The 19,279-nt window shown below is 66.6% G+C and carries 23 protein-coding genes; 9 read left to right on the top strand and 14 right to left on the bottom strand.

Annotation, left to right across the window (positions count from 1 at the left end; all coding sequences use genetic code 11):
- Positions 1–1,145, bottom strand: a 1,145-nt coding sequence (locus AC3A35_RS19650; RefSeq protein WP_487437977.1) for a hypothetical protein, incomplete at its 3' end; no start/stop codon positions are given.
- Between the two features lie 266 nt (positions 1,146–1,411).
- Between AC3A35_RS19650 and AC3A35_RS19655 the strand changes: the two genes are divergently transcribed.
- From AC3A35_RS19655 to AC3A35_RS19670, 4 genes are all read left to right on the top strand, one after another.
- Positions 1,412–1,657 (top strand): GlsB/YeaQ/YmgE family stress response membrane protein, encoded by a 246-nt coding sequence (locus AC3A35_RS19655; RefSeq protein ID WP_487437978.1) that lies wholly within the window; start codon positions 1,412–1,414, stop codon positions 1,655–1,657.
- Positions 1,658–1,771: 114 nt separating this feature from the next.
- Positions 1,772–2,944 carry an FIST signal transduction protein gene (locus AC3A35_RS19660; RefSeq protein WP_487437979.1) on the top strand — a complete coding sequence of 391 codons (1,173 nt, stop codon included), beginning with the start codon at positions 1,772–1,774 and terminating at the stop codon, positions 2,942–2,944.
- A gap of 56 nt (positions 2,945–3,000) precedes the next feature.
- A complete protein-coding gene (locus AC3A35_RS19665) occupies positions 3,001–3,396 on the top strand; it encodes a hypothetical protein (protein ID WP_487437980.1) in 396 nt (131 codons plus the stop codon).
- 97 nt (positions 3,397–3,493) lie between these two features.
- Positions 3,494–4,099, top strand: a complete 606-nt coding sequence (locus AC3A35_RS19670) for a DUF938 domain-containing protein (protein WP_487437981.1) — start codon at positions 3,494–3,496, stop codon at positions 4,097–4,099.
- A gap of 13 nt (positions 4,100–4,112) precedes the next feature.
- On the opposite strand, the gene AC3A35_RS19675 is transcribed toward AC3A35_RS19670, so the two are convergent.
- The 4 genes from AC3A35_RS19675 to AC3A35_RS19690 form a co-directional block, all read right to left on the bottom strand.
- Positions 4,113–4,694, bottom strand: a complete 582-nt coding sequence (locus tag AC3A35_RS19675) for a peroxidase-related enzyme (RefSeq protein WP_487437982.1) — start codon at positions 4,692–4,694, stop codon at positions 4,113–4,115.
- Between the two features lie 36 nt (positions 4,695–4,730).
- Entirely contained in the window at positions 4,731–5,714 is a 984-nt protein-coding gene (acuI, locus tag AC3A35_RS19680; RefSeq protein WP_487437983.1) for an acrylyl-CoA reductase (NADPH), read from the bottom strand.
- Positions 5,715–5,847: 133 nt separating this feature from the next.
- Positions 5,848–6,480, bottom strand: coding sequence for a peptide-methionine (S)-S-oxide reductase MsrA (msrA, locus tag AC3A35_RS19685; protein ID WP_487437984.1), 633 nt, complete (start codon positions 6,478–6,480; stop codon positions 5,848–5,850).
- Positions 6,481–6,538: 58 nt separating this feature from the next.
- Positions 6,539–6,721, bottom strand: coding sequence for a hypothetical protein (locus tag AC3A35_RS19690; RefSeq protein WP_487437985.1), 183 nt, complete (start codon positions 6,719–6,721; stop codon positions 6,539–6,541).
- 197 nt (positions 6,722–6,918) lie between these two features.
- Here AC3A35_RS19690 and AC3A35_RS19695 point away from each other — a divergent pair, with 197 nt between their 5' ends.
- From AC3A35_RS19695 to AC3A35_RS19705, 3 genes are all read left to right on the top strand, one after another.
- Positions 6,919–7,851 (top strand): lytic transglycosylase domain-containing protein, encoded by a 933-nt coding sequence (locus AC3A35_RS19695; protein WP_487437986.1) that lies wholly within the window; start codon positions 6,919–6,921, stop codon positions 7,849–7,851.
- A 212-nt stretch (positions 7,852–8,063) separates the two neighbouring features.
- Positions 8,064–9,017, top strand: a complete 954-nt coding sequence (locus AC3A35_RS19700) for a GGDEF domain-containing protein (RefSeq protein WP_487437987.1) — start codon at positions 8,064–8,066, stop codon at positions 9,015–9,017.
- A gap of 319 nt (positions 9,018–9,336) precedes the next feature.
- A complete protein-coding gene (locus tag AC3A35_RS19705) occupies positions 9,337–9,801 on the top strand; it encodes a c-type cytochrome (protein WP_487437988.1) in 465 nt (154 codons plus the stop codon).
- Positions 9,802–9,885: 84 nt separating this feature from the next.
- Here AC3A35_RS19705 and AC3A35_RS19710 read toward each other — a convergent pair whose 3' ends face one another.
- Both AC3A35_RS19710 and AC3A35_RS19715 read right to left on the bottom strand, forming a co-directional pair.
- Positions 9,886–11,883, bottom strand: coding sequence for a UvrD-helicase domain-containing protein (locus AC3A35_RS19710; protein ID WP_487437989.1), 1,998 nt, complete (start codon positions 11,881–11,883; stop codon positions 9,886–9,888).
- Between the two features lie 123 nt (positions 11,884–12,006).
- Positions 12,007–12,687: a DUF4197 domain-containing protein gene (locus AC3A35_RS19715; protein WP_487437990.1), complete on the bottom strand. Its 681-nt coding sequence runs from the start codon at positions 12,685–12,687 to the stop codon at positions 12,007–12,009.
- A gap of 30 nt (positions 12,688–12,717) precedes the next feature.
- Here AC3A35_RS19715 and AC3A35_RS19720 point away from each other — a divergent pair, with 30 nt between their 5' ends.
- Positions 12,718–13,215 (top strand): TlpA family protein disulfide reductase, encoded by a 498-nt coding sequence (locus tag AC3A35_RS19720; protein ID WP_487437991.1) that lies wholly within the window; start codon positions 12,718–12,720, stop codon positions 13,213–13,215.
- Positions 13,216–13,292: 77 nt separating this feature from the next.
- Positions 13,293–13,925 (top strand): pentapeptide repeat-containing protein, encoded by a 633-nt coding sequence (locus tag AC3A35_RS19725; protein ID WP_487437992.1) that lies wholly within the window; start codon positions 13,293–13,295, stop codon positions 13,923–13,925.
- A 15-nt stretch (positions 13,926–13,940) separates the two neighbouring features.
- Here the strand turns inward: AC3A35_RS19725 and AC3A35_RS19730 are convergent, their stop codons facing one another.
- From AC3A35_RS19730 to AC3A35_RS19760, 7 genes are all read right to left on the bottom strand, one after another.
- Complete coding sequence (locus tag AC3A35_RS19730) at positions 13,941–14,126, bottom strand: hypothetical protein (RefSeq protein WP_487437993.1); 186 nt, start codon at positions 14,124–14,126, stop codon at positions 13,941–13,943.
- Positions 14,127–14,136: 10 nt separating this feature from the next.
- Entirely contained in the window at positions 14,137–15,084 is a 948-nt protein-coding gene (gene lipA, locus AC3A35_RS19735; RefSeq protein WP_487437995.1) for a lipoyl synthase, read from the bottom strand.
- 58 nt (positions 15,085–15,142) lie between these two features.
- A complete protein-coding gene (gene lipB, locus AC3A35_RS19740; protein ID WP_487437996.1) occupies positions 15,143–15,880 on the bottom strand; it encodes a lipoyl(octanoyl) transferase LipB in 738 nt (245 codons plus the stop codon).
- A 2-nt stretch (positions 15,881–15,882) separates the two neighbouring features.
- Positions 15,883–16,164, bottom strand: coding sequence for a YbeD family protein (locus AC3A35_RS19745; protein ID WP_487437997.1), 282 nt, complete (start codon positions 16,162–16,164; stop codon positions 15,883–15,885).
- Entirely contained in the window at positions 16,157–17,014 is an 858-nt protein-coding gene (locus AC3A35_RS19750) for a D-amino acid aminotransferase (protein WP_487437999.1), read from the bottom strand. The genes AC3A35_RS19745 and AC3A35_RS19750 overlap by 8 nt, the downstream gene beginning before the upstream one ends.
- 17 nt (positions 17,015–17,031) lie before the next feature.
- Positions 17,032–18,159, bottom strand: coding sequence for a D-alanyl-D-alanine carboxypeptidase family protein (locus tag AC3A35_RS19755; RefSeq protein ID WP_487438000.1), 1,128 nt, complete (start codon positions 18,157–18,159; stop codon positions 17,032–17,034).
- A gap of 103 nt (positions 18,160–18,262) precedes the next feature.
- Positions 18,263–19,267: a septal ring lytic transglycosylase RlpA family protein gene (locus tag AC3A35_RS19760; RefSeq protein ID WP_487438002.1), complete on the bottom strand. Its 1,005-nt coding sequence runs from the start codon at positions 19,265–19,267 to the stop codon at positions 18,263–18,265.
- Positions 19,268–19,279: the final 12 nt, after the last annotated feature.

Consider the following 19,279-nt stretch of genomic DNA (forward strand, 5'->3'; position numbering starts at 1 on the left):
TAGTGCTTGGTCGGCAGCAGTTCGAGCGGCCCCGGGGCGTTGGCCATCACGCAGGTGATCGCCGCCGCGTCGGCGCCAATGATGCGCGCCACGATCCCGCCCTCGATGTCCCAGAAGCCCCCGGTTTCGGTGCCGGCACGAAAGCGCCGATACACCACCGGCGCGCCGCCCACCGGCTGCACGCCGTGCACGACGCCGAGCACGAGCTCGCCGGCGAGTTGCGCCGCGCGCCGCGCGACCAGACCGCCCATCGAGTGGGTGACCAGGATCACCCGCCCCTCGGGGATGAACTTGCACGCCGGGCGGGCGTACCACGCCAGGATGTCGCGGATGCGGGCCACCAGCCGCTCGGCTCCGCGCTCGTTGCTCTCGAGCCAGTTGTAGCCACAGGCCCACACCGGATAGTAGTAGTCGTCCAGACGGGCGAACTCGGCCTCGTCGAGCTTCTCGCACACCCCTTTCACCGGCCGCCAGTCGGCGAGGATGTCGGAGTCGACCGGCTCGGGTTGCGGCCAGCGGTCGTCCACGGTGCCGCCGCCGGGGCCCGAGCCGGCCTTCTTCAGGGTCATCGCGACTTTCCATTCGTCCATGATCCGGGCGCTGCGCTGGCCGCAGTCGGCGTACTGGTCGTTGAGCAGACGTTCGAGTTCGGTGAGCACGGTGCCGTAGCTGTCCCAATGGATTTCGCCCCAGCCCCGGCGGCGGGCTTCGTCTTCGGTCAGCGTGTAGGTGCTGCGGGGGAGAGAAATCGGGCCCCTCGAGTCCACTTCGCAGTGCGCCGGGGTCAGTTGCTTCTGGCGGTCTTTGTTCTCCTGGCGACGCCGTGCTTTCCACTCATCGAGGCCGGCCCACAGGCCGTTGGGCGGTCGCCACGCCGGCGCCTGGTCGTCGTCAAGCGCCCTGGTCGCACGCAGGTTGGTGCCCATGATGCCGGGCACGAAGATCACCGGGATTACGTGGCGTCGGGGCGCCACCGCCAGTGCCCGCACCTTGAAGCTCTCCGGGCTGCACACCGAGGCGAACATGGGGTTGCCGTCGTCGTCGAACTGCAGGGCGATGCGGCGGGTGGCGTGGCGGTGGACGGGGGTGGGGGTCGGCTTGGGCGCTGCATGGGGCTCGGCCGCTGCCACGTCATTCGGAGCCATGTCTGCACCTCGATGCCTGATGACAAGAGATTCGAATTATGACAATCGGATTCGTTCGAATCAAGGATGAATTGCCTGTCGGCGACCATTGCCGGAGTCGAACGGAATAGCCTGTTGCATCTGGCAACGCTTCTCTGCGCTTCTTCGCCCGCCGGCTCGGCCGCACATTGCTGAATGACGCCTACAATGCATATGCAGTCGCCGGCCCGCTCCCGAATTGCTTCAGCATCTGAACGCCCCCTTCAAACCGTTCCCGGAGTATGCATATGGGCATCATCTCGACCATTTTCATCGGCCTGATCGTCGGCCTCATCGCGCGTCTGCTCAAGCCGGGCAACGACCAGATGGGGTGGATCCTGACCATCCTGCTCGGTATCGGCGGCTCGCTGCTCGCAACCTATGGCGGCCAGGCGATGGGGCTGTATCACGCGGGCCAGGGCGCGGGCTTCATCGGCTCGATCCTTGGTGCGATCGTGCTGCTCGTCGTGGTGGGCCTGATCCGCAAGCGATGACGCCCCCGGTTTGGCCATGCAGCGGTAACGGCTGGTAATCATCGACACGTCACCGCAAACGCAGCGCGACGATCGGTGTCGAAACTTCACCTTGCCCATGCGGAGTAGCCGACCATGTTCCGATCGCCCTTTATCGCTGCCGATGCGACCGACCCGGACTGGCACACCGCGCTCGGGCGCTGCCTCGTTCGGCTGGAGCACGAACTGAAAGCCGTGGTGACCCGCGACGATCCGGTGGAGTTCAACCTGGGCTGGTGCTATCTGACCGACCATTTCGCCGCCGATGCGGAGGACATGCTGGCCGAACTGCAGCACCGTCTGCCGGGCGTGAGCTGGACCGGCACGGTGGGGCTGGGGGTGGCCGCGAACGGAGCCGAATATATCGACGAACCGGCGCTGGTGTTGATGCTCGCCCCCTTGCCGCGCACCGCGTTCCGGCTGTTCTCCGGGCGCCAGCCACTGCGGCCGGACGACTTTGCGGCGCACACCGCGCTGGTGCATGCCGATGGCAGCGCGCCCGACCTGCAGGACTTGTTGCCGGAACTGGCCGAACGCACCGCAACCGGTTATCTGTTTGGCGGCCTGTCCTCGTCCCGCACCCGCACGCTGCAGATAGCCGATGCGGTGCTGACCGGCGGGCTCTCGGGCGTGGCCTTCAGCGACGAGGTGGGGATCATCTCGCGGGTAACCCAGGGCTGCCAGCCCTTGGGGCCGCAGCGTGCGGTGACCCGGGCCGAGAACAACGTGGTGATTACCCTCGACGGGCAACCGGCGCTGGCCTGTGCGCTGCAGGACCTCGGCCTGAGCAACGACCTGCCGACCGACGAGATGGCACACGCGCTGGCCTCGACCCTGGTCGGGCTGCGCCGCAGCACCGGCTACGAGGAGAACACCCCGGGCCGCTTCGGTTCCGACACCCTGGTGCGTCACATCGTGGGACTCGACCCCCGCAGCCGGGTGCTCGCGGTCGCCGAGGAGGTCGAAGCCGGCACGAGGCTCGCCTTCTGTCGTCGCGACCCGGACGCTGCGCTGGCCGATGTGAAGCGGATCGCCACCGAGATCCGGGACGACCTCGCAATTCACGGCCAGCGCGTGGCCGGGGCCATCTACGTGAGCTGCGTCGGCCGCGGCGGCCCTCACTTCGGCAGCCCCAACGCCGAACTGGAGGCGATCCGCGATGTACTGGGCGAGATGCCGCTGGCGGGTTTTTTTGCCGGCGGCGAGATTGCCCGCGACCGGCTGTACGGCTACACCGGCGTGCTGACGGTGTTCACGATGGCGGCGTGATGCCAACCGGCATGACAGGCACCGCCCACAGTCACAACCCGACCATGGAGAGACCGATGGCAACCAGACTAAGAACAACCCTCGCTGCCCTGTGTTGCGCAGGCGCATTCGCCTTGCCCGCCACCGCGGCCGCAGCGGACGGCATTCGCCTGACCTGTGGCGGGATCGGCGTCGATGAGTCGGCACAGCTGCGCGCCGATGCCGGCAAACACGCGCTGACGCTCCTGTTCACCACCGCCGACGGGGCCTATCTGGCCGGCGTGCGGACCCGGGTCGACGACCCCCTGAACGACCGTGCCGCAGAAGCCGAATGCGGGCCGATCGGACAGGTCGACGTGGAAACGGCGGGGCGCTACCGGGTCAGCACGGAATTCGGCGGCGAAAAGCGGACGCAGTGGTTCGACCTCAAGCCGGGCGGCGGCGCAAAGGCGACGATGCGCTGGACCGAGTAGGGCGCGCGGCGCAGCACCGGCATGGCCGGTGAGCGCTGCGCCGATGCGACCGCGCGGACGTATTCAAACATTCGCCGGTCCGATCGATAATGGCGCCATGAATCCCGACCTGCGCCAGTTTGCCCCCGCCACCGAACGCAATCGTCACGTCATTCTGCCCATCCTGCAGCGCGTGCTGCCGCCGGCCGGCACCGTGCTGGAGATCGGCAGCGGCACCGGCGAGCATGCGGTGTTCTTCGCCGGTGCGCTGCGTACGCTGACCTGGCAGCCGAGCGAGGCCGACGAGGCGGCGCTGGCCTCCATCCAGGCCTGGATCGACCATGCCGGGGTGCCCAACGTGGCCCCGCCGCTGGTGCTCGACGCGAGCGCACCGCACTGGCCGCTGATGCGGGCCGATGCGCTGGTATGCATCAACGTGATCCACTACTCGCCATGGCCAAACACCCCGGCCCTGCTCGCCGGCGCGGCGCGGGTGTTGCCCCCGGGCGGCGTGCTGTATTGCTATGGTCCCTACCGCCGCGGCGGCTGCCACACCGCACCGAGCAACGAGGAATTCGACGCCTGGCTCAAGCGCCGCAACCCGCACTTCGGGGTGCGCGATATGGAGGCGGTGGAAGCCGAGGCGACCGCGTGCGGGCTGCGTCTCGACGAGGTGATCGAGATGCCGGCGAACAACCTCAGCCTGGTGTTTCGGCGCGCGTAGTCCGGCCCTTCATTCAGCCCTTCGGCACCCGCCCCATCAGGTAGAACTCCTCGTTGGGCGGCGTGGCGGCCAGGTGCACCAGGCGGTTGCTCATGCTGAAGAAGGCGGTGATCGCACCGATGTCCCAGATCGCCTCCTGGTCGAAACCGTGGGCAAGGAGGGGTTCGAGGTCGGCGTCCTCGATCGTGCCGCCGCGGGTGGACAGCTTGAGCGCAAAGTCGAGCATCGCACGCTGGCGCGGGGTGATCTCGGCCTTGCGGTAGTTGCCGGCGAGCTGGTCGGCGACCCGCGGGTTCCTGGCCCGGATGCGCAGTACCGCGCCGTGCGCGATCACGCAGTACAGGCAGTCGGCGGCGGCCGAGGTGGCAACCACGATCATCTCGCGCTCGGCCTTGCTGAGGCCGACATCCTTTTCCATCAGCGCATCGTGATAGTCGAAGAAGGCACGGAACTCCGCCGGCCGGTGGGCCAGCATCAGGAACACGTTGGGAATGAAGCCGGCCTTTTCCTGCACGGCGAGGATGCGTTCGCGAATGTCCTCGGGCAGGTCGACGAGCTCGGGTACGGGAAAGCGGCTGATGATGCTGTCGGACATGATGGGTCTCCTCCCTCTTTGACGGTCTTGTTTTTTTCAGCGGTTTACATCGACCACCACGCGGCCCCGGATGCGACCGGCGAGCAGGTCGGCCGCTGCCGGTATCGCTTCTGCGAGCGTAATCTCGTGGGTGATGAGGTCGAGCTTGGCGATGTCGAGGTCGCGGCCCAGCCTGGTCCACGCTTCGAGGCGCTCGGCACGCGGGCACATCACGCTATCCACCCCGACCAGGGTCACGCCGCGCAGGATGAAGGGCGCCACCGAGGACGGAAAATCCATGCCCTGGGCCAGACCGCAGGCGGCCACGGTGCCACGATAGCGGGTGCTGGCGCAGACATTGGCCAGGGTGTGGCTGCCGACCGTGTCGATCGCGCCCGCCCAGCGCTCCTTCGCCAGCACGCGGCCAGGCTCGGTGAACTGTGCGCGGTCGATGATCTCCGCGGCCCCGAGCGTCTTCAGGTAGCCGGCCTCCGCCGCGCGGCCGGTGGAGGCGACCACGGTGAAGCCGAGCCTGGCCAGCAGCGCGATGGCCACGCTGCCCACTCCGCCGTTGGCACCGGTCACCAGCACCTCGCCGTGATCCGGGGTGACGCCATGGCGTTCGAGCGCCATTACGCACAACATGGCGGTGTACCCGGCGGTGCCGATGGACATCGCCTGGCGCGGCGTGAACGCGTCCGGCAGCGGCACCAGCCATTCGCCGTTGAGCCGCGCCTTCTGGGCCAGCCCGCCCCAGTGGTTCTCGCCCACGCCCCAGCCGTTGAGCACCACGCTGGCACCGACTGCGACGCCCTCGTGGGTGCTCGCCTCCACGGTGCCGGCAAGGTCGATGCCCGGCACCATCGGAAAGCGGCGCACCACCGGGCCCTTGCCGGTGATGGCGAGGCCATCCTTGTAGTTGAGGGTGCTGTACTGCACCTTCACCGTGACGTCGCCTTCCGGCAATTGCTCGTCGTCGAGCTCTTCAAGGCCGGCGCGGTAGCCGGCGTCGTCCTTCTCGATCAGGATGCCCTTGAACATGATGTGTCCTCCGTGAGTGTGGTTATGCGCTGCAGGGGCAAGGGTAGCGCATCCGCCGGAAGGCTGTCCGTCTGATGACAGCAGCAATGGACGGCATGACCTTCAGTTGCGGACCATGCCGTCGGGCACGCGCTCAGCGGCTGCCCCAGATGCTCTCCAGGCGCGCATCGCGCCCGCAACCGCGGCGGTAGTAGGCGTAGCGCAGCGGGTTCTTCTTGTAGTAGTCCTGGTGATACTCCTCGGCGGGGTAGAACACCGACGCCGGGACGATTTCGGTGTGGATGCGCTCGACCTTGCCGCTCTTGAGCAGGGCGTCGCGGCTGGCTTCGGCCACCTTGCGCTCGTCTTCGCTCTGCCAGTAGATGCCGGAACGGTATTGCGAGCCGATGTCGCAGAACTGGCGGTTCTCGACCGTGGGGTCGATGGTCTTCCAGAAATACTCGACCAGCTGGGCATAGCTGACCCGGGCCGGGTCGTAGCTCACCCGAACCGCTTCGGTATGGCCGGTATTGCCGGCGCTGACCTGCTCGTAGGTGGGCTTGGGCGTCTTGCCTGCGGTGTAGCCCGACTCGGCCGCGAGCACGCCGGGCAGTTTCTCGAAATCGGCCTCGGTGCACCAGAAGCAGCCCCCGGCGAAGATCGCGGTGGCAATGGCAGTCGTCGCCGGCGGTGGGGCGGCGGTCGTTTCCTGCGACCGCGCCGCCGTAGACAGACTGCCGTACACGCAGAGCACCAGCAGCGGTGCCAGGATCCTGGTCATGTTCATGCGATCGCTCCGTCGGAGTGGTAATGCGTCAAGTGGTGATGCGCCGGATTGGCCGCGCTCATGGTTTCGGCTCCGGTTTTTCGCGAGCCGTGTCCGGCGTCCGCCCCAGCGGGTCCTTTTGCGTCATCAACGCATCGAGGTCGGCCCGGCTGAGGTAATCGAGGTCCCAGTGGCGGGTGTGGGCAAGCTTGAGCTCGTCCACGTAGATCTTGAACTTCCGCGCTTCGGGTGAGGTGCTCATGATGGCGGTCCGGTAGTGGAACGGCACTGGGTGGACTGCATCGGCGTTTGCTTCGTTCCGTGACCGCGGACACGGTGGGCGATACTCGCCGGCCGCTGCGCCGGGTCCGGACCGCACCCGTACGGAAAACCGTCACGGTCGCGAAACCGGCTTCGGGCTACAGTCGGCGCACGACCTTTTCGCCTTTGGCCATCCCGATGCCCTTCACCGCATGCCATCGCCTCATCCGCCTCTTCCTCGCGAGTGTGATGCTGGCATGCACGGTACACGCTTCTGCCGGTGCCGGCACGCCGGCAGACGGCAACGCACCGACGTGGTCGGATGAAGCGCCTGTGCTCGCGCGCCTGCTCGAGGAAGGCTATCGGGCAGAAAGCCGGCGCCAGCCGCAACAGGCCGCCGCGCGCTACTGTACGGCGGCGCGCAGCGGCAGCGTCGAGGGCCAATACCGGCTGGGCCGTTTGCTACTGCAGAACCCCGGCATGGCCCACCGCCGCGCCAGTGCACATTCCGTGCTGGCGCTCGCCGCACGCCAGGGCCACGAACGGGCAGGCGCCCTGCTCGCCCAACACGGCGGCGGCATGACCGACACCCTGCCCGACTGCCTGCTGTCCGACGACGAAACCGCGCTCGCCGATGCCGAATCGGTGGTGCCGCACGACGTGGTGGACCGCTTCGTCGAATCGCTTGCCGGCGACCGGCGCAGCCACGCCCGGCTGATCCAGCGCCTGGCCCCGCGCTTCCGCGTTGACCCGCGCCTGGCGCTGGCGATCGCGCGCACCGAATCGAACTTCAACGCCGCCGCACGCTCGCCGAAGAACGCGCAGGGACTGATGCAGCTCATTCCGGAGACCGCCGCCCGCTTCGGCGTGCGCGATGCCATGGACCCCGAACAGAATGTGCGCGGCGGCCTCGCCTACCTGCACTGGCTGCTCGAGCGCTTCGACGGCGACGTCGTGCTCGCAGCGGCGGCATACAACGCCGGCGAGGGTGCCGTCGCGCGCTTCAGCGGCGTGCCGCCGTATGCCGAAACCCAGGAATATGTACGTCGCATCATGGCCTTCTATCGCACCTCGCGCCATCAGCCACCGCTTGCGCACAGCGCTGCGGACGGCCTCGCCGGCAAGAGCTGAAGCGCGGCCTGTCGCGGTGAATTTGCGCCGCATGGCGCGCGTTCGGAGCGTCCGACCAGACCCTTGCAATCACCTGGGCGGCAGAGGATAGTAAGGCCCACTTTGGGCGAAAACAAAAATCGATGTTCAGTGATCGCGGGCAGAACAATCCGGGCGAAAGTGCACCCCCGCTCTTTCGCTCCGAGGGGGGAGCGGGGCTTGCTGCGGGTTTCATGCTGGCAGAAGGCGTGGACTGCTGCCCGATCCCCATCTTCGTTCTCGATCGCCAGCATGTGATTGCGCACTGGAATCGCGCCCTGGCGGCACTGTCGGGCCAGACCGCGGGACACATGATCGGCAGCCGGCTGCAGTGGCAAGCGTTTTACCCGAGCCCTCGTCCAACCCTGGCCGATCTCATTCTGGACGGGGCGCTGGAGGGCGATGTCGATCGCTTTTATCACGGCAAGTTCAGACGTTCGCAGCTCATCGACGGTGCCTTCGAGGCCGAGGACTACTTTCCCGAGATCGGTGACGGCGGACGCTGGCTGTTCTTTACCGCAGCGCCGCTGCGCGATGCCACCGGCCAGATGGTCGGCGCCATCGAAACCCTGCAGGACGTCACCGAGCAGAAGCGGGCGGATCAGGCGCTGCGCGAAAGCGAAGAACGCTACCGGCTGATGAGCATCACCGATGGCCTGACCGGACTGTTCAACTCCCGTCATTTCTTCGCTCGCCTCGAGGCCGAATGTGACCGTGCGGCACGTTACGACCAGCCCCTGTCGCTGATGCTGCTCGATGCCGACAATTTCAAGCAGCTCAACGACACCCACGGCCACCTCGAAGGCGACAACGTGTTGCAGGCGCTGGCCCACGTCATGCAGAGCTGCATCCGCAGTTCGGATGCCGCATTCCGCTACGGCGGCGAGGAGTTTGCCGTACTGCTGCCCGGAACCGCGCTCGATGCCGCCGCTCTGCTCGCCGAACGTCTGTGTGCGGCGTTTTCCGGCACCCCTTTGCGTCTGTCGTCGAACATCACCATCCGCTGCACGATCAGCGTCGGCGTAGCGCAGTACCGGGCTCCGGAACCAGCCCGGAGCCTGATGCGCCGGGCGGACGAGGGCATCTACGAGGCGAAGCGCCGCGGTCGCAACCGCGTGGTCGCGATGCACTGCGAACCCGACGAGTGACGCGTCGCCCGGCGCAACGGACCGGGTTCGTCGTCGACGGCACACGCGCATCTTCGTCCCGCCGCCGACCCCGTCGCCCAACGCTATGGCCTCGCCTGCCCCGGGGTGATAAAATGCCTGCCACTTCAAGGGCATTGCTGCCCTGATACCCGACCGAACCCCGCTTTGGGCGGCTTTTGTCGGATGAGCGGACGGCGCTGCGGTCTCGACACCGCACGGTGGCCCACTCGAGCAGAACCGCTTGCCAGGCGGTTTTTTTATGATCAGGAAATCATTTCCACCCTTTTTGCTTTGCCTCGCGCCAGTCAAAGGATCCAGCATGTCGGAACATCGCGCCCACAACGCCGCCCAGCGGCCCTCCCGCCTCGCCTTCCCGGTCCTCGCCGCGGCTGCAGCCGCCGTGCTGCTGTCGGGCTGTGGCAAGCAGAGCACGCTTGATGAGGAGCTGTCCGCCTCGCTGATTCAGCCGGTGGCCAGGATCGAACTCAAGGTTTCCAAGGTTGCACCGGGCAGCCGCACCGGCGAGCAGATCTACAAGGCCATCTGCGCCAGCTGTCACGATTCCGGTGCACTGGCCGCGCCGAAGACGGGCGATGCCGCCGCCTGGGGTCCGCGCCTGGCGCTGGGCTTCGACGGCCTGACCAAGTCGGCCGTCGCCGGCAAGGGCTCGATGCCGCCGCGCGGTGGCGGCAGCGACCTGACCGATACCGAAGTCAAGCGTGCCGTTGCCTTCCTGGCCAACAAGGCCGGTGCCGACTTCACCGAGCCGCCGATCGAACAGTAAGCCGGCAAGAATTCGCTTCGCAAGGGCAGCCCCGCGCTGCCCTTTTTCGTTGACCACGCCGATTCCCGGCCAGTCGGCGCCGGCTCAGATGCCCGGGGTCTTACGCCCCTCGAGCATGGCCATCAGGCTGGCCGCGCGCGCGCGGCCGTCTTCCTTCGACACCGGGGCGCTGTTCTTGCGGTCGTTGATGCGGATGTCGCCGCCCATCTCGGCGATGAAGCGCGACGGCTCGCACACGCGCGACTCCTTGCCCGACTTGCGGCGCTCGCACCAGGTGATGTTGAGGCTGCGCTGGGCACGGGTGATACCGACGTACATCAGCCGGCGCTCTTCGTCGACCTTGTCCTCGTCGATGCTGCTCTGGTGCGGCAACACGCCCTCCTCGACTCCGATCAGGAATACATGGGGAAACTCAAGCCCCTTGGAGGCGTGCAGGGTAGCGAGCTGGACCCCGTCGAAGTCCGGGTCTTCCTTGTCCAGCATGGAGATCAGCGCGATGGTCTGGGTCAGTTCGATCAGATTCTTGCCATCCTCCGTACCCTTGCGCCCGAGCCAGTCCACAAAATCGCGCACATTGCTCCACTTGGACTCCGCCTCGCGGGTGTCGAAGTGTTCGAACAGCCAGGCCTCGTAGCGGATCGCGGTGAGCAGGTCTTCGAGCAGCTGCGCCGCCGGTTCGCGCGGGGCACGGTACTGCATGCGGTTGATGAAGCCGGCGAACTGTTGCACCCCTTCGAGCTGCTTGGGCGTCAGGTGCTGGCTCACCCCTTCCTCGAACACCGCGGCAAACAGGCTGATGTGGCGGTGGCCGGCGTAGCGCCCGAGCGCCTCGATGGTGCTCGGCCCGATTCCGCGACGCGGGATGGTGATGGCGCGGATGAAGGCGAGGTCGTCGTCCTCGTTCATCAGCAGCCGAAGATAGGAGATCAGGTCGCGGATCTCGGCCTTGTCGAAAAAGCTCTGCCCGCCCGACAGGACGTAGGGAATGCGCTGGTTGCGCAGCTGCTTCTCGATGATTCGGGCCTGGTGGTTGCCGCGATACAGCACCGCGTAGTCCTTGAACCGGGTGCGGTTCTCGAACTTGTGCGCGGTGATCTTCATCGCTACCGTTTCCGCCTCGGCATCGGCATCCGCGCAATTGGTGACCACGATCTGGTCGCCGATGCCGTGCTCGGACCACAGGCGTTTGTCGAACAGCTTCTCGTTGTTGGCGATCACGGTGTTGGCCGCTTCCAGGATGCGGCGCGAGGAGCGGTAGTTCTGCTCGAGCTTGATCACCTTCAGCCTGGGGTAGTCGACCTGCAGCAGCTTCAGGTTCTCGACGTCGGCCCCGCGCCAGGCGTAGATCGCCTGGTCGTCGTCGCCCACCGCGGTGAACGCGCCGCGCACGCCCGAGAGCTGGCGCAGCAGCCGGTACTGGGCGCGGTTGGTGTCCTGGTATTCATCGACCAGCAGGTAGCGCAGCTTGTTCTGCCAGCGCTCGCACACCTCCGGGTTCTCCTCGAACAGACGCACCGGGAGCGAGATCAGGTCGTCGAAATCCACCGCCTGGTAGGCGCGCAGGGTGCGCTCGTATTCCTTGTACAGCACCGCGGCGGCCGAGGCGATCTCGTTGTCGGCCAGTTGTGCGGCCTCTTCGGGGGTGATCATCGCGTTCTTCCACGACGAGATCTGCCACTGCATCTGCTTGGCGATGCCCTTGTCGTTGTCGCCGGCCACGTCGGTGACGATCTGCACCGTATCGGACGCATCGAGGATGGAAAACTGCGGCTTCAGCCCGCAATGCTTCGCCTCCTGGCGGATGATGCGCACCCCGAGCGCATGGAAGGTACACACCGTGAGCCCGCCCGGTGCCCGCCCGCCCATGATGTGGGCCACGCGCTCCTGCATCTCCTTCGCCGCCTTGTTGGTGAAGGTGATGGCCGCGATGTTGTTGGCGCTGATCCCGCATTCGTTGATCAGGTAGGCGATTTTCTGCGTGATCACCCGGGTCTTGCCGCTACCGGCACCGGCCAGCACCAGGCAGGGGCCATCCAGATAGCGGATCGCTTCGCGTTGCGGGGCGTTGAGCAGGGCGGACATGGGGCTGGGCTACCGAGAAAAGCAAAGCCGCCCGGACAGGCGGCATGGCAGGAGTGTACCCGATCCCTCGGCGCCATGTCGCCGCCGCCGGTCGCACCGGGCGGCGACGGGCACCGGCGCGGCCTACAGCGCGCCGAACACCTTCTTGGCCAGGCTGCCCACGGCCTCCACCGGATTCTTGCGGATCGCGCGCTCTTCCTCGGCGATCATCAGGTAGAGGCCATCGAGCGCCTTGCGCGTCACGTAGTTCTCGATCTGCGCGTCGTCGCCCTTGACCAGGCCGAGGCCTGCAGCCTGGCCGGCGAGCTTGTTGTACTGGCCGGCGAGCGCCAGCTTGTCGGTGCTTTTCTTGACCGCGGGCAGAAACAGTTTGCTGAGCTGGGCCTGGGTCTTGTCGCGGAAGTACTGGGTGACCGAGTCGTCGCCACCGGTGAGGATGTTCTTGGCATCGGTCACGCTCATCCTCTGCACCGCGGTGACGAGCAGGCTCCTGGCCGCCGGAACGGCCGCCTCGGCGGCCCGGTTCATCGTCGTCACCAGCGCGTCCAGATCGTCGCCGCGGCCAGCCATGCGGATCAGCGGTTCGGCCCGGGCAAGCGCGTCGGGCAGCGGAATCTTCACCTTCGGGTTGTTCAGAAAACCGCCATCGCGTCCGAGCAGCTCGACCGCGCGCCCCGCGCCCTGGGTCAGGGCCTCCTTCAGGCCGCCAGAGGCCTCGCGGTCGCTGAGGCCGGCCAGTCCGCCTGCCGCGCATACCGATGCGCTGATGACAAGGAAGGCGAAAGCTCGCAGAATGGAACGCATGACATTCTCCAGATGGTTGATCAACGCAGCATGAAAGCCCGCCTCTTCGCCGCGCTTGCAGTCGTCATCCTCGGCATTGCCGGGTTCTTTGTCCACTCCCGGCAGACGCCGGCACCCGATGTCGCATTCTCCACGCTGCAGGGCGAACGGTTCCGCACCGCGGATCTGCGCGGCAAGGTGGTGCTGGTGAATTTCTGGGCCACGACCTGCGTCAGCTGCATCAAGGAGATGCCGATGCTGGCGCGGACCCACGCCAGGTTCACCGGCCGTGGGCTGGAAACCATTGCGGTGGCGATGGCCTACGATCAACCGACACGGGTGAAGGCCTACGTCGAAGGTAAGGGATTGCCGTTCAAGGTAGCGCTCGATGTCAGTGGCGAGCTCGCCCGCGGCTTCGATGGCGTACGCCTGACCCCCACCACCTTCCTGATCGACCGGCGCGGACGGATCATCCACAAATACCTGGGCGAGCCCGACGTCGACGCGCTGCACGCCGCGCTGGAACGTCTGCTGGCCGAATCCGTCTGACCCATGGCACCGGAGCATGGCCCGTTGCGGCCGCCCGCCTCCACCTCTCGAACCGACTCCCTCCCTGGCTCCCATCCATGCTGAAAGCAATCAGTCCGCTGCTCCTCGCGCTCGTGTTCGTCAACGCGGCCCACGCGCAAGGCACGCGCAACGTCGGTGGCTGCGATATCCGGCGCGGCACGCTGTGCACCAACAAGAATCTGAACGGCGCCGACCTGGCCGGCGTCAATCTGAGCAACTCCCAGTTCACCCGCTCCAACCTGTCGGGCGCCAATCTGGGCGAGGCGATCCTGGACGAAGCCAATCTTTCCAGTACCGATCTGCGTGGCGCCGAGCTGGGCAAGGCCTCGATGGTCCGGACAAATCTGCGCGGCGCACGCCTGAACGCGGCGAAGCTCGTCGGTACCAACCTGCGCAATGCGATCTTGCAGAATGCCGATCTGAGCGAGGCCGATCTGACCGACGCCGTGCTTGCGGGAGCCGACCTGACCAACGCCCGGCTTGGCGGCGCAAAACTGCAGAATGTGGACATGCAGCGTGCCAACCTGCGTGCAGCCAACCTGACCGGGGCCTCGCTCACCGGCGCCGACCTGCAGGGCGTGAACTTCAACCGCGCTTCGCTGGTGAATGCCGACCTGACCGGGGCCAATCTGGATCAGGCCATCTTTCTGAACACCCAGACCGCGGGCTGCATCGGCTGCCCCGACTGAGATCGGTCGGCAGCGCTAGTTCAGCGCGAACTCGAAGGTACTGACCACCCGCAGACGCTTGCGGATGGTGCCGGCGCTGTCCATGTCGCTGCCGTCGCCGTCGAGCACACGGATCACGCCCTGATTGGGGTTCTTGAGCGGACCGAGGGTGGCGCCCGCGAGCAGCAAGGCCGGGAACCCACCGATTCGGATCCCCGACATGCGACCGCGTTCAGGCCACCCCGGCGCCATGGGCCTGCTGGTCGGCCCAGTAGCTCGAGCGCACCATCGGGCCGCAGGCGGCGTTCTTGAAACCCATCTTGAGCGCCTCGGTCTCGTACATTTTGAAGACGTCCGGATGCACGTAGCGCAGCACCGGCAGGTGGCCGCCGGACGGTTGCAGGTACTGGCCGATGGTGAGCATGTCGACGTCGTGGGCGCGCAGGTCGCGCAGGACCTCGAGGATCTCGTCGTCGGTCTCGCCGAGGCCGACCATCAGCCCGGACTTGGTCAGGACATCGGGGTGGCGCGCCTTGAACTGCTTGAGCAGCTCGAGCGAGTAGGCGTAGTCGGAACCGGGACGGGCCTGCTTGTACAGACGCGGCACGGTTTCGAGGTTGTGGTTCATGACGTCGGGCGGGGCCTGATCGAAGATGTCGAGCGCGATGTCCATGCGGCCGCGGAAGTCGGGCACCAGCACTTCGATGGTGGTCTTGGGCGCGGCACCGCGGGTTTCGCGGATGCACTCGACGAAATGCTGGGCGCCGCCGTCACGCAGGTCGTCGCGGTCCACCGAGGTGATCACCACATAGTTCAGGCGCATCGCGGCAATGGTCTTGGCCAGGTCGACCGGCTCATTGACATTGAGCGGGTCCGGACGGCCGTGGCCGACGTCGCAGAACGGGCAGCGCCGGGTGCAGATGTCGCCCATGATCATGAAGGTGGCGGTGCCCTTGCCGAAACACTCGTGGATGTTGGGGCAGGAGGCCTCTTCGCACACGGTGTGCAGCTTGTGTTCGCGCAGCGTGTCCTTGATCTCGTTGAAACGCTCGGCCTCGACCCCGGCGCCGAGCTTGATCCGGATCCAGTCGGGCTTCTTGAGGCGCTCGGCGGGCACGATCTTGATCGGGATACGTGCGGTCTTGTCGGCACCGCGCTGCTTGCGAACGGGGGTTTCCATGGGGGCTGTCTCTGTTATAGGGGGTTGATTGTCGGGGAGTAGAGCGTGATTGTGCCTGTCAGAGCGCGGCACCGGTAGTGGGGGCATCCGCAAGCGGGGGCACGATCGGGGGCAGCAGGCGCTGCAGGTGCGACAGCAGGCGCTCGCCCGCGCCGGGCACGGTTTCGGTGATGCCGAAGTCGCACATGCGGATGGTCTTGAGCCCTTCATAGCCGCACGGATTGATCGACAGGAAGGGGGTCAGGTCCGCATCCACGTTGAGGCACAGGCCATGGTAGCTGCAGCCGTTCCTGACCCGCAGGCCGAGCGCGGCGATCTTGGCCCCGTCGATGTACACGCCGGGCGCACCGTCCTTGCGTTGCGCTGCGAGGCCGTACTCGGCGAGCGTGTCGATGATCGCCTGCTCCATCAGATGGACCAGTTCGCGCACCTTGAGCCGGCGTCGTGGCAGGTCGAGCAGCAGATAGACCACCAGCTGGCCGGGGCCGTGGTAAGTGATCTGGCCGCCGCGGTCGATCCTGACCAGCGGGATGCCGGCGTCGTTGTTCAGCAGGTGCTCGGGGCGACCGGCCTGGCCGAGGGTGTAGACCGGCGGATGCTCGAGCAACCAGATCTCGTCCGGTGTGTCCCGGGTGCGTTCGGCGGTAAACAGGCGCATGGCCTCGAGTGCCGGCTCGTAGTCCACCCGGCCGAGACGCTTGACCATGAGCCGCGTATCGGCGCCCCCGGCATCGTGCGCGCACGCGCTTCCCGGCGGCGGCGAGGACGCATCGGCCGCGAAGCCGGTGCGACTCACGATCACAGCACCACCTTGACCATCGGGTGCGCGGTCAGCTCGCGGTACATCGAATCGACCTGCTCCTGCGATACCGCGCGGAAGGTACAGGTGATTGCCAGGTAGTTGCCCTTGCTCGACGGCCGCATCTGCGTCGACGCGGGATCGTAGTCCGGGGCGTGGCGCAGCACCACCTCGAGCACCGCCTGGGCGAAGCCATCCACCCGTGCGCCCATGATCTTGATCGGGAACTCGCACGGAAATTCGAGCAGGGTCTGCCGGGATTCGTTGGTCTGATCAGCCACCGCGCATCACCGTAGTCTTGAATTCCTGATACCAGGCATGCATCTGCCGCGCCACCGGGCCGGGTCGACCGCCACCCACCGGGCGGCCATCGAGCGTGGTGATCGGCAGCACTTCCTTGGTTGACGAGGTCATCCACAGCTCGTCGGCGAGGCGCACCTCGTCCTCGAGGATTTCCCGCACCTCGTGCGGCAGACCGTGCTGCGCCGCCACTTCGAGCACCACGTCATAGGTGATGCCGGGCAGCATCAGATGGCTCTTGGGCGGGGTCAGCATCACCCCGTCCTTGACCACGAAGATGTTCGACGCCGAGCCTTCGGTCAGGAACCCGTCGCGGAACAGGATGGTTTCCATGCAACCCTGGTCCGCCGCATGCTGGCGCAGCAGGCAGTTGGCGAGCAGCGCCACGGTTTTGAGGTCGCAGCGCAACCAGCGGAAATCGGCCGCGCTGACGCAGGCCACGCCGGCCTCGCGCTGCTCGTCGGGCGGCGTCACCAGCGCCTCGCTCATCAGGAACACGGTGGGCCGGGTCACCTTCGGGAAGGCGTGGTTGCGCTTCTCATCGGCACCGCGGGTGACCTGCAAATACACCGACTGGTCCTGCCACGGGTTGCGGTCGACCACCTCGCGGATGATCGCCGCCCATTCGTCCGCGCTGTGCGGATCGGGCAGGCGCAGGGCTTCCAGGGTGTTGCCCAGGCGGGCGATATGCTCGTGCAGGCGGAAAGGGCGGCGCGAATAGACCGGAATCACCTCGTAGGCGCCGTCGCCAAACAGGAAGCCACGGTCCATCGGCGAGATGCTCGCTTCGCCGAGCGGCAGGTAGCGTCCGTTGAGGTAACACAGGCTCATGCTCGACTCCACTCCGCTCAGAGGCTCTTGATCCACAACATCAGGGCGTCCCACAGGCGGCCGAAGAAGCCGGCCACCGGGACGTCCTGCAGCGCCACCACAGGATATTCGCCGAGCAGCTTGCCGTCGAGGTTGAGCTTGAGGGTGCCGATCTGCTGTCCCTTCTGCAGCGGCGCGAGCACCGGTTGCAGACTCTCCAGCGTGGCCTCGACCTTGTCTGCCTGGCCCTTGGGCAGGGACATCACGAAGTCGCGGGTGAAACCGGCGGACACTTCATTGACCTCGCCCTTCCACACCCGGAACTGCGACAGGGCCTGATCGGCGGAATAGAGTTTGACCGTGTCGAAGAACTGGAAGCCGAAGTTGAGCAGCTTGAGCGACTCCTGCGCGCGCACGTTGTCCGAGGCGGTGCCGAGCACCACCGAAATCAGCCGGCGCGGGCCACGCTCGGCGGTCGACACCAGGCAATAGCCCGCGGCGTTGGTGTGACCGGTCTTCATGCCGTCGACGGTGCTGTCGAGCCACAGCAGGCGGTTGCGGTTGGGCTGCTTGATGCCGTTGTAGGTGTAATCCTTCATCGAGTACAGGGTGTAGTACTCGGGAAAGTCGCGGATGATCGCCGATGCCAGCAACGCGAGATCGCGTGCAGTGGTGTACAGCTGCGGATCGGGCAGGCCGGTGGAGTTGGTGAAGCTGGTGTTGGTCATGCCGAGGCGCTTGGCCTCACGGTTCATCAGCGCGGCAAAGGCTTCTTCGCTGCCGGCGATGAGTTCGGCCAGTGCGACGCAGGCGTCGTTGCCGGACTGCACGATCACGCCCTGGATCAACTCCTGCACGGTAACCGGCTTGAGCGGCTCGATGAACATGCGCGAGCCTTCCATCCGCCAGGCTTTCTCCGACACCGGTACCGCCTGCTCAGGCGTAATGGTGCCGGCCTTCAATGCAGCGAAGGTCAGGTAGGCGGTCATCAGCTTGGTCAGGGACGCGGGCTCGATCCGGGCGTCCGCATCGCTGGCCGCCAGCACGTGACCTGTGCCATGGTCGACCAGTACCCAGGCCTTGGCGGCCAGCGCCGGGGCGGGAATCGCCTGGGCGAGCGCAGTGAGGGAAAACAGCGAAAACAGGACGGCAACAATAAAACGCATCAGGAGGGACCCGGAAAAGTGAAAGACAGGCGGGGCAAAATTATAGGCCGCCGCCGAAGGACTGACCAAAACCGACAGGGATTGTTTCAACCTGGGTGCAAATTCAGCGCACGACGACAAAGGGCTGGGTTTTCAATACGGTCGCGATCCGCTCGGCCGCGTCACGCGCGTCGTCCACCGAGGCGTAGGGGCCGGCGTGGAGGCGAAACTGGCTGCCGTCGGCAAACAGTTCGAGACGCTCGGCGAATGCGGCGATCTGGTGCGCGACCGTGGTGCGGAAGCCTTCCGCGTTGTCGAGCGAGCCGAACGCGCCCAGTTGCAGGAACACGCCCCGGCTGGCCGCTGCCAGTGGCGGCACCGGTGCTGCCGGTGGTGGCGCCACCGCAACCGCCGGTTCGAGCACCGGCGGCGCCACCGTGCGCCCGCGCAAGGGCGGAACCGGGTCGGTGCCAGTCACCATCGGCAACTCGTCGGGCAGAATCTGTTCGACCTCGACCTCGGCGCGACCCGCGTTCACATAGCCGAGCTTGTAGGCCGCGGTGTAAGACAGATCCATGATGCGACCCTTGTGGAAGGGGCCACGGTCGTTGATCCGTACCACCACCGTACGCCCGTTGCCGACATGCGTCACCCGCGCATAGCTCGGGATCGGCAGGGTCGGATGTGCCGCCGTCATCGCATACATGTCGTAGGGTTCGCCGCTCGATGTGGGCTTGCCGTGAAAGCGGCGGCCATACCAGCTCGCCAGCCCACGCTCGCGGTGCGGGGCGAGCCGGGTCACCGGCACGTAGGCCTGGCCGAAGACGTTGTAGGGCCGGTTGGCAAAGCGATGCAGGGGCTCGAGCCGCGGCTCGGCATCGGGAATTGCATCGAGATTGTCCGGCGGCGTGTCGTCCGGGCCGTCGTCCTTGTAGTAGCCGCCGCCACGGCGCACGCCTTGTCCCGCCGTCGGCGAGCCTGCGTCGGGCGCCTGCGCCCCGCCGTCGGGAGTCCGTACCGGCGCGGTGCCACACGCCGACAGCACCAGCGCGGCGGCGGCAATCACCAGCGTCCTGGTGGCCAGGTAATGCGGCAGTGCGGGACGGACGGTCGCGCGGATCGGAGTCATCAAACCTTGACC

Source organism: Azoarcus sp. Soil_N_20 (genome assembly GCF_057656155.1).

What these genes read in the sequence shown, in the direction of transcription:
- AC3A35_RS19705 (WP_487437988.1), top strand. Translation starts at nt 9,337, where the DNA reads ATGTCGGAACATCGCGCCCACAACGCCGCCCAGCGGCCCTCCCGCCTC.
- AC3A35_RS19715 (WP_487437990.1), bottom strand. Translation starts at nt 12,687, where the DNA reads ATGCGTTCCATTCTGCGAGCTTTCGCCTTCCTTGTCATCAGCGCATCG.
- AC3A35_RS19675 (WP_487437982.1), bottom strand. Translation starts at nt 4,694, where the DNA reads ATGTCCGACAGCATCATCAGCCGCTTTCCCGTACCCGAGCTCGTCGAC.
- AC3A35_RS19660 (WP_487437979.1), top strand. Translation starts at nt 1,772, where the DNA reads ATGTTCCGATCGCCCTTTATCGCTGCCGATGCGACCGACCCGGACTGG.
- AC3A35_RS19695 (WP_487437986.1), top strand. Translation starts at nt 6,919, where the DNA reads ATGCCCTTCACCGCATGCCATCGCCTCATCCGCCTCTTCCTCGCGAGT.
- AC3A35_RS19760 (WP_487438002.1), bottom strand. Translation starts at nt 19,267, where the DNA reads ATGACTCCGATCCGCGCGACCGTCCGTCCCGCACTGCCGCATTACCTG.
- AC3A35_RS19725 (WP_487437992.1), top strand. Translation starts at nt 13,293, where the DNA reads ATGCTGAAAGCAATCAGTCCGCTGCTCCTCGCGCTCGTGTTCGTCAAC.
- AC3A35_RS19690 (WP_487437985.1), bottom strand. Translation starts at nt 6,721, where the DNA reads ATGAGCACCTCACCCGAAGCGCGGAAGTTCAAGATCTACGTGGACGAG.
- lipA (WP_487437995.1), bottom strand. Translation starts at nt 15,084, where the DNA reads ATGGAAACCCCCGTTCGCAAGCAGCGCGGTGCCGACAAGACCGCACGT.
- AC3A35_RS19730 (WP_487437993.1), bottom strand. Translation starts at nt 14,126, where the DNA reads ATGTCGGGGATCCGAATCGGTGGGTTCCCGGCCTTGCTGCTCGCGGGC.
- AC3A35_RS19755 (WP_487438000.1), bottom strand. Translation starts at nt 18,159, where the DNA reads ATGCGTTTTATTGTTGCCGTCCTGTTTTCGCTGTTTTCCCTCACTGCG.
- acuI (WP_487437983.1), bottom strand. Translation starts at nt 5,714, where the DNA reads ATGTTCAAGGGCATCCTGATCGAGAAGGACGACGCCGGCTACCGCGCC.
- msrA (WP_487437984.1), bottom strand. Translation starts at nt 6,480, where the DNA reads ATGAACATGACCAGGATCCTGGCACCGCTGCTGGTGCTCTGCGTGTAC.
- AC3A35_RS19720 (WP_487437991.1), top strand. Translation starts at nt 12,718, where the DNA reads ATGAAAGCCCGCCTCTTCGCCGCGCTTGCAGTCGTCATCCTCGGCATT.
- AC3A35_RS19665 (WP_487437980.1), top strand. Translation starts at nt 3,001, where the DNA reads ATGGCAACCAGACTAAGAACAACCCTCGCTGCCCTGTGTTGCGCAGGC.
- AC3A35_RS19655 (WP_487437978.1), top strand. Translation starts at nt 1,412, where the DNA reads ATGGGCATCATCTCGACCATTTTCATCGGCCTGATCGTCGGCCTCATC.
- AC3A35_RS19750 (WP_487437999.1), bottom strand. Translation starts at nt 17,014, where the DNA reads ATGAGCCTGTGTTACCTCAACGGACGCTACCTGCCGCTCGGCGAAGCG.
- AC3A35_RS19670 (WP_487437981.1), top strand. Translation starts at nt 3,494, where the DNA reads ATGAATCCCGACCTGCGCCAGTTTGCCCCCGCCACCGAACGCAATCGT.
- AC3A35_RS19700 (WP_487437987.1), top strand. Translation starts at nt 8,064, where the DNA reads ATGCTGGCAGAAGGCGTGGACTGCTGCCCGATCCCCATCTTCGTTCTC.
- AC3A35_RS19710 (WP_487437989.1), bottom strand. Translation starts at nt 11,883, where the DNA reads ATGTCCGCCCTGCTCAACGCCCCGCAACGCGAAGCGATCCGCTATCTG.